Source organism: Amycolatopsis sp. NPDC102522 (genome assembly GCF_055584485.1).
Window position 1 is genome coordinate 360,852 of the sequence record NZ_JBVJLY010000006.1, and the last position, 7,607, is coordinate 368,458.

Below are 7,607 nucleotides of genomic sequence, written 5' to 3' on the forward strand. Positions count from 1 at the left end.
CCTCTTTCCGTGCGTCAGTTGTCCGAGAGGACGAGCTGCGCGCCCATCTCGCCGATCATGATGGCGGGCGCGTTGGTGTTGCCGCCGGTGATCGACGGCATGATCGAGGCGTCGCACACCCGCAGGCCTTCGACGCCGCGGACCTTGAGGTCGGGACCGACGACAGCGAGCTCGTCGACACCCATCCGGCAGGTGCCGACGCCGTGGTAGACCGAGGTCGCGCGGTTCAGGATCGCGTCGCGCAGGTCCTGGCCCCGCAGTGATTTGCCCGGGTGGAGCTCTTCCTTGATCGAGCCGTTGAACGCCTTCGACGCGAAGATCTCGCGGACCATCTCCGAACCCTCGCCGAGCACCTCGAGATCGCCCGGGTCGGACAGGTACTGGAAGTCGATGAGCGGCGCCGCCGTGGGATCGGCCGAAGCGAGGCGCAGCGTGCCGCGGCTCCTCGGATAGATCAACGTGGTCAGCACGGTGAGCGCGGGCCGCTTGTCGACGTCGTGCCGGATCGGCGCGTCCTGGTTGGGCGTCACGTACGCCCACGGCAGGAGGTGCAACTGGAGATCGGGGACGGCGGCGGCCTGGGAGGTCTTGAGGAAAGCGACCGCCTCGAAGACCGAGTTCGCCAGGAAGGTCGTGCCCGGCCGCATCAGCTCCTTGACCAGGCCGCTCGCGAAGTACGGCGGCGTGCCCTTGTTCTTGCTCGACGACGCGCGGAACGTCAGCGCGTGGAACATGTGGTCGTGCAGGTTGTCGCCGACAGGCAGGTCCGCGACGACCTCGATGCCGTGTTCCTTCAGGTGTTCGGCGTGGCCGATCCCGGACAGCATCAACAGCTGCGCGGAACCGACGAAGCCCGCCGAGAGGATGACCTCCTTGCCCGCGCGCAGGGTGCGCCGGCTTCCGTCGGAGTCGACGACCTCGACGCCGACGGCGCGGCCGTTCTCGATGAGCACCTTCTTCGCCAGCACCCCGGACTGGACCTGCAGCGAGGCGGGCGCGAGATCGTGGATGTAGCCACGCGAGGCGCTGTAGCGCAGGCCGTCGGCGGCGTTCTGCTGCATCCGGCTGACACCCTCTTGGGACTCGGCGTTGTAGTCGTCGAGGATCTCGCAGCCGATCGCGTCGGCCGTCGCCTGGACGAACTGCAGCGTGCCTTCCTGCGGGATCTTGTTGCGGGTGATCCGGATCGGCCCGCCCGCGCCGCGGAAATCGCTCTCGCCGTCCTCGAAGTCCTCCATCCGCTTGTACGCGGCGTTGACGCTGTCGGCGTCCCAGCCCTTGTTGCCCTCAGCGGCCCAGGAGTCGAAGTTGGCGCGGTTGCCGCGCACGTAGACCATGCCGTTGATAGAACTGGAGCCGCCGACCACCTTGCCGCGCGGCACCGGCATCCGGCGATCGAGAACATGTTTCTGCGGCACCGAGTAGTAGCCCCAGTCGAAGGGTTTCTTGAGCTGGGGCACCGCGTGCATCGGGCCGACCAGCCCCGGCTTCTTGACGAGCATCTTCTCGTCGCTCTTGCCCGCTTCGAGCACGATCACGCTGGCACCGGACTCCGCCAGCCTGCCCGCGATCGCCGCCCCCGAGCTGCCCGACCCGACGACCACGTAGTCGGCCTCGTCGCCGCGCGCAGCCCTGTTCGCCATTTCCGCTCCTCGGTCCGCCCGCCGTGCAGAACTATAACCTGTTCTAGTTCTGCCACCGTATAGCGAGACAGCCCGGTTACGCAATGGCGCTTCTCGTCGCGCTCGCCTGCCACTTAGTCGCATAGTGAGAAACTTGACTCAATCCGATTATTCGAGCCGAGCCCCGGAAGATCATGCCCTGCGGAATCCGTAGCTGAAGCAGCTTTGAACAGGCATTTCCGAGGCGGCGCGCACGGTCGGTAGTTTTGCCTGTTGCCAGCGTGATCACGCATCCGTAAAGTGATTAATCGCAAACGTTTCGACAGGGAGGGTCGACGTATGCGGGGGGTCGTATTACTGGCATTGGCGGGCACCGCCGTCGCTTTCGTCGTGCTGACGCTGGACGACTGGGCCTTGCTCATCGGCTTCGGCGCCTGCGCCGCCGTGGCGGTGGCGTGCCTCGTAGGGCAGTTCTCCGCCCGCCGCTGGTCCGGCGGCGGTGGTGGCGGGAGTGGTGGAGCGGCGCACAAGAACCTGCTGACGCTCGTCGCGGAGATCGTGGGCATCATCGGGTTCCTGATCACCCTCATGATGCTGATGAAATGACCCCGGACGCGCCGAAAGTGTGCCCTTTCAGCGGTTCTTCTCGGCCCGCACCAGGCCGCCGCCGATGATCAAGCGCTGGATCTCGCTGGTCCCTTCGTACAGCCGCATGAGCCGGACGTCGCGATAGATGCGTTCGACAGCGACCTCGCGGAGGTAGCCGCTACCGCCGTGGACCTGCACAGCGAGGTCCGCGGTCTTGCCCGCCATCTCGGTGCAGAACAGCTTCGCCGCCGACGGCGCTATCCGGCGGTCCTCCCCCGTCACGTACAGCCGCGCCGCCTCCCGTGCCAGCGCCCGGCCTGCCAGCACTCCGGTCTGCTGATCGGCGAGCATCGCCTGCACCAGCTGGAAATCCCCGATCGGCGTCCCACCCTGGGTCGCGATGGCGGCGTAAGCAACCGACTCATCGAGCGCCCGCTGCGCGGCCCCGACAGCCAGGCCCGCCATGTGGATCCGGCCGCGGGCCAGTGAGGTCATCGCGGCCTTGTAGCCGACGTCGCCGTCTCCGCCCACCAACGCCTCCGGGCCGACGCGGACCTGCGAGAAGGTGACATCCGCGGTGCGCGAACCCTCTTGCCCCATCTTCGCGTCCTTCGCGCCGACCTGGATCCCCGGCGAGCCGGCGGGCACGAGGAACACCGCGATCCCCGTCCCGGACACGGACGCGGGCCGGACCCGGGCGAACACCACGAACAACCCGGCCTCGGTGGCGTTGGTGATGAACTGCTTGCCGCCGTCGATGATCCAGCCGTCACCGTCCGGTTTCGCGGTGGTCCGCAGTCCGGCGGGGTTGGAGCCCGCACCGGGCTCGGTGAGCGCGAAGGACGCCACGATGTCGCCGGACGCGATGCCGGGCAGCCACGCGGCCCGCTGCTCCCCCGTGCCGAATCCGACCAGGACCTGCCCGGCGATGCCGTTGTTCGTGCCGAACATCGACCGCAGCGACAAGGACGTGTAGCCCAGCGCCATCGCCACCTCGACGTCCTGGACCAGGTCGAGACCGAGACCACCCCAACTCCTGCGGGATCGCGTACCCGAACAGTCCCATCTCCGCGGCCTGCGCCCGGAGATCGGCGGGGATGGCGTCCGTGTTCATGATCTCGAGCTCACGAGGCATCACACGGGTGCGCACGAAGTCGTTGATCTGGCCGAGAACGTCCGCGAAGACGTCGTCGGGGACGTCGGGGTTGCCGGTGTACATGCCCCTCACTATCGATCACCCCTCGGAATCGGTCCACCCACGATCAGGTCCACCACCGGCACCGGCGGGTGGACGTGGCCGTGAGGCCTACCGGGATGTCGATCATCGTCCTAACGTCGGAGAATCCCGGCTCTGAAAGGACACGTCCCCCATGCGCAGACGCAGTGCTTTCCTCGCTGTCGCCAGTGTTTTCACCCTGTTCTTCACGATTCCGGCCACGGCGTCCGCCGCCGAAGGCGAGTTCACCTACCGCTACTACGACGAGGACGAAGAGCTCCAGATCGGCACCCTGGTCGATCCGCCCAGTGGCGAATGCATCGAGATCCCCGAAATAGCCGACTGGGACGTCGACGCGTTCCGCCCGCGCAACGACACCGACTCGATGGCGGTGGTGTTCACGGACGACGACTGCGCGAGCGAGGCCTACTTCTCACTCCGCCCCAACGGTGGTCGCGGCTCGGACCGCCTTCTGTTGCGCTCGGTACTTTTCAGCTAGCCCCGGCGAGGATGGTCAACCCGTAGGCCGACAGGACCCGGTTGACCGGCAGGAAGTACGTGGTACCGCCGGTGGAACAGTTCCCGCTGCCACCGACCAGCACCCCCTGCGCCTGCGTTCCGCTGACGAACGGCCCGCCGTTGTCACCGGGCTCGGCGCAGACGGAGGTCCGGGTCAGCCCGGTCAGCGTTCCGCCGGGGAGGGTGATCGTCTGGTTCTTCGCCTGAATGACCCCGCAATGCCAGCCGGTGGTCGAGCCGTACCTGCACACCGACGCGCCGACCGGGGCTTCGACTGAACCGGCGATCGTCACCCTGCCGTCCGTTGGAGGAATGGATCCCACCAGCCGCCAGTCGGTCGTGTTGGTCACCCGGACGACGATCGCGCCGGTCTGCGGAACCTGGGCCGCCGCGACCACCCCGACGACCCGTCCCGCGCTGCGGACGGTGTCGCCAGGCCGGCCGCAGGCGGAACTCGCGATCAGGTAGCCGACATTCCCCGCGACAGCGGCGAATCCGGCCGTGCATCGAGACGAAGCGCCGTTCTGCAGGACGCTCCCGCCGCCGAGCGGGGCGGGAGCCTCCGCTTGGGCGAGGGGCGGCAAGGCCAGGCAGAAGCTCAGGACCAGACCGAGCAGACAGCGGGATCGGGGCAGTCTCATGGGACCTCCGATGGCCGGGGATAAGTCGATTCTAACCCCTGCCCACCGGGCGAATCGCGCGCTCAGCGCCAGCCGAGCTCCGGTGCCACGTGCGTGAGAATGCTTTCCAGCACGTGCGCGTTGTACTCGACACCGAGCTGGTTCGGGATGGTCAGCAACACGGTGTCCGCGGCCTGGATCGCCTCGTCCGCCTTGAGTTCCCGCACCAGCTCGTCCGGCTCGGCGGCATACGACCGCCCGAAGATCGCCCTGGTCGTCTCGTCGATCATGCCAATCTGGTCCCGAGAGTCGCGATCGCGGCCGAAGTAGGCCCGGTCGAGGTCGTTGGTCAACGCGAAGATGCTGCGGCTGACCGATACCCGCGGCTCACGCGAGTGACCGGCCTCCTTCCAGGCTTCGCGGTAGGCCTCGATCTGCTTGCGCTGCTGGACATGCAGCGGCTCCCCCGTCTCGTCGTCCTTGAGCGTGGAACTCTGCAGATTCATGCCCTGCTCCGCTGCCCACACAGCGGTCGCGTTCGAACTGGAACCCCACCAGATACGGTCGCGCAGCCCCTCGGAGTACGGCTCGAGCCGCAGCAGCCCCGGCGGGTTGGCGAACATCGGACGCGGGTTCGGCTGCGCGAAGCCCTCTCCGTCAAGCAGCTTGAGGAAGACCTCGACGCGCTGCCGGGCCATGTCCGCGACCGTCTGCCCCTCCGCGGGCCCATAGCCGAAGTAACGCCAACCGTCGATCACCTGCTCCGGGGATCCCCGACTGACGCCGAGCTGGAGCCTGCCACCGGAAATGAGGTCGGCGGCGCCGGCGTCCTCGGCCATGTACATCGGGTTCTCGTAACGCATGTCGATCACGCCGGTGCCGATCTCGATCTTCGACGTCCGGGCACCGATCGCCGACAGCAGCGGGAACGGACTGCCCGCCTGCCGCGCGAAGTGGTGCACACGGAAGTACGCGCCGTCGACGCCGAGCTCCTCGGCCGCGACGGCCAGGTCGATCGACTGATGCAGGAAGTCGGCGGCGGACCGGGTCTCGGAGTGCGCACTCGCCGACCAGTGGCCGAACGAGAGGAAACCAATCTTCTTCACGCACGTTGTAAGCGCCCGATGACCGGGTTTGATTCCCCCACCGATCAACGTCGCTCACCCTCTGACCGCCTCGCGTAGCCTGGCTTCAGTCACCTTGTGTCATCAGTTGTCACGTTATGCTTTTTCAGCTCTCGACCTGCGGACTTGCACGCGACGTTCGCCTAACTGGTGGCCCGGGAGATGCCTGACGGTAACCAAACATCATCTCAATGTGCGTCTCCGTGACGATACGCACCCCCCTGATTCAGGCCCCCCAGGCGACGTATACTCTCTTCATATCAGCAAGTCCGAGTGGCGGAATGGCAGACGCGCTAGCTTGAGGTGCTAGTGTCCTTAACGGACGTGGGGGTTCAAGTCCCCCCTCGGACACACACGTTATCCACACGGGGAGAGGCGGTCACCACGACCGCCTCTTTTTTGTTGTCGTAGAGCACTTGCAGCCCGAGATCCCGGTAGACCTGCGTGATGCGGTCCGGGTTCCGCGAGTTCAGCGCTCTTTCGACATCGCCCAGCGAGTCGAGCATGGCGTACACCTCCGCCGCGTCGATCTTGGCGGACTCGGGCAGGTTCTCCAGTTCCTCTCGTGCCGCCTGACGCTCCGCCTGAGCAAGGTTCATCGCGTCCACGAGCGCCGCCGGGTCCACGCCTGCCTCGATCGCGGCCTGATGCCGCCGCAACCGTGCCTCTGCGGCCTTCAACCGCTTCCCAACGGTCTCGCGTCCTGTTCCAGCTCCGCCCGGCTGGGCTCCGACCATCGCGGCCACAGTCTCGTCGCGGTTGTCCGGGTCTAAGACCTGGCACAGCCAGGCGTTGAGCGGTGGAATCACGACGTCCTCGCGGAGGTTCACCGTCTTCGGATGATCGGCCAGCACTGGCGACCCCGGCGCCATCGTCCGCGCGATGCACCGGTAGTAGATGCCCTTCCGAATCGCCGCACCCTGCATCTTCCGGGCGCAGATGTCGCAGCGCACCAACCCTTTCAACAGGTACGTGTGCTTGGCCGCGGGCCGGTCGCGATCCAGCTTCGCGATGCCACGCAGTCCACCGGCAGCCCGTGACCGGCGCATAAGCTGGGCCTGTGTGAAGTCCTCAACCGAAACGATCTTCGGATGAGCCGGCTGCCGTGAGCGCACGATGCGGTCAGGTGCCGCGCGCCGGAACCGGACTACATGCCCAGCGCCTACGTCGTCAGGGTTCAGGAGCGTCTCGTGCTTCGCCCAGCGGCCGAAGACGGCGTATCCCGTGTACCGCGGATTCTCCAAGATCGAGCGGATCGTGCTGCCTTGCCATCCGTCGGCGAGCCGATGCTGATTCTGGTCCGGCCGACGCATGGAGGGACAAGGAACGCCCTCTTCGGACTGCGATCAGCGGACCAGGCGAGCTAGCGGCTCATGCTGACTGCCGCAGGATGTGTCACCTTGGTACTGGCCGGCGCAGGACTTCTTCTTACTCTTCTACCACTGCCGATCTCTGTGACGGCGGGCGCATTCACGGCAGCTGCCGGAATTTCCGGTATCTTATCGCGCCGTCGCCGCTGACTTCGGTTTAGTCTTGTCTTGTGGAACTGTGACAGATTGGCAGCATGCACGATTGATTAGAACAAGTATGCATCACTTGAGGAGAAGAGTTGTGGCACTGGCGTGGGACGACATCGTGGATCCCGTAGTTCTGTTCGCGGACTCCGGCAACATGCTTGGGCACATGTGGTGGGTAGGCGATCCATCCTTGGCGCTTGAGATGGTCGAGGGGTTTTTCGACGTCGCACACGCATATGATGATCGTCATCCATAGGTATACTTGTTGCGTGGTCTTGGGCTGTACAGCTGACCCGTCGGGCAACATGAGGTTCACCCCGGGTAGTGGACACCGAGTTAGCAGGACTGGTCGTCCTGTTGAAAGGATGTCTTCATGCCTGCTCGTAAGCGCCGTTCGTACA

Annotated in this window: 6 protein-coding genes, 1 tRNA gene and 1 pseudogene; 3 read left to right on the forward strand and 5 right to left on the reverse strand. The window is 66.0% G+C overall.

Going from position 1 to position 7,607, the window contains the following annotated elements:
• Positions 1–14: 14 nt before the first annotated feature.
• Positions 15–1,643: a GMC family oxidoreductase gene (locus ACZ6YV_RS18280; RefSeq protein ID WP_465510717.1), complete on the reverse strand. Its 1,629-nt coding sequence runs from the start codon at positions 1,641–1,643 to the stop codon at positions 15–17.
• Positions 1,644–1,961: 318 nt separating this feature from the next.
• Here ACZ6YV_RS18280 and ACZ6YV_RS18285 point away from each other — a divergent pair, with 318 nt between their 5' ends.
• The gene (locus tag ACZ6YV_RS18285) at positions 1,962–2,228 is read left to right on the forward strand and encodes a hypothetical protein (RefSeq protein ID WP_378247796.1); all 267 of its coding nucleotides are present in this window, start codon (positions 1,962–1,964) and stop codon (positions 2,226–2,228) included.
• Positions 2,229–2,255: 27 nt separating this feature from the next.
• Here the strand turns inward: ACZ6YV_RS18285 and ACZ6YV_RS18290 are convergent.
• A pseudogene (locus ACZ6YV_RS18290) lies at positions 2,256–3,429 on the reverse strand (acyl-CoA dehydrogenase family protein).
• A 151-nt stretch (positions 3,430–3,580) separates the two neighbouring features.
• On the opposite strand from ACZ6YV_RS18290, the gene ACZ6YV_RS18295 reads away from it, so the two are divergent.
• A complete protein-coding gene (locus tag ACZ6YV_RS18295) occupies positions 3,581–3,925 on the forward strand; it encodes a hypothetical protein (RefSeq protein WP_465510718.1) in 345 nt (114 codons plus the stop codon).
• Here the strand turns inward: ACZ6YV_RS18295 and ACZ6YV_RS18300 are convergent.
• Both ACZ6YV_RS18300 and ACZ6YV_RS18305 read right to left on the reverse strand, forming a co-directional pair.
• Positions 3,918–4,586: a S1 family peptidase gene (locus ACZ6YV_RS18300; protein ID WP_465510719.1), complete on the reverse strand. Its 669-nt coding sequence runs from the start codon at positions 4,584–4,586 to the stop codon at positions 3,918–3,920. The genes ACZ6YV_RS18295 and ACZ6YV_RS18300 overlap by 8 nt on opposite strands.
• Before the next feature lie 62 nt (positions 4,587–4,648).
• The gene (locus ACZ6YV_RS18305; protein WP_465510720.1) at positions 4,649–5,671 is read right to left on the reverse strand and encodes an LLM class flavin-dependent oxidoreductase; all 1,023 of its coding nucleotides are present in this window, start codon (positions 5,669–5,671) and stop codon (positions 4,649–4,651) included.
• A 285-nt stretch (positions 5,672–5,956) separates the two neighbouring features.
• Here ACZ6YV_RS18305 and ACZ6YV_RS18310 point away from each other — a divergent pair.
• Positions 5,957–6,040, forward strand: a tRNA-Leu gene (locus ACZ6YV_RS18310).
• Here the strand turns inward: ACZ6YV_RS18310 and ACZ6YV_RS18315 are convergent.
• The gene (locus tag ACZ6YV_RS18315) at positions 6,022–7,002 is read right to left on the reverse strand and encodes a recombinase family protein (protein ID WP_465510721.1); all 981 of its coding nucleotides are present in this window, start codon (positions 7,000–7,002) and stop codon (positions 6,022–6,024) included. The two genes, ACZ6YV_RS18310 and ACZ6YV_RS18315, sit on opposite strands and share 19 nt — an antisense overlap.
• Between the last annotated feature and the right edge of the window lie 605 nt (positions 7,003–7,607).